This is a genomic window from Streptomyces hygroscopicus subsp. hygroscopicus, from assembly GCF_030269125.1.
Classification (GTDB): Bacteria; Actinomycetota; Actinomycetes; order Streptomycetales; family Streptomycetaceae; genus Streptomyces; species Streptomyces hygroscopicus_C.
Genome location: NZ_BSSM01000086.1, coordinates 1 through 255 on the forward strand (window position 1 = coordinate 1; position 255 = coordinate 255).

The window sequence follows — 255 nt, forward strand, 5'->3', positions numbered from 1 at the left end:
GCAGCGCGGGCTTGTGGCGACGGGTGTTACTGCTTGGCGGTGGGTTCCGTCTGCTGGTTGTAGATCTCCTGGCCCGCTGCGTTGTAGGCGTGGACGTAGGGGGCCGGGGAGGGGGAGTTCCCTTCGAAGCCGGAGATGGCCGCCGTGTAGACGAACGCGCCGTCTGCCATGAGGGCCGGGTACTGCGTCGGGTTGTCGCCGTAGCTGATGGTGATCTTGGCGACGTCGGGTGTGTAGTGTCCGGCGCCCAGTGAG

At 66.7% G+C, this 255-nt stretch carries 1 pseudogene; it reads right to left on the reverse strand.

Annotated features, from left to right (window positions below):
- Positions 1 to 26: 26 nt before the first annotated feature.
- A pseudogene (locus QSK45_RS38225) lies at positions 27 to 255 on the reverse strand (hypothetical protein); the annotation flags it as partial.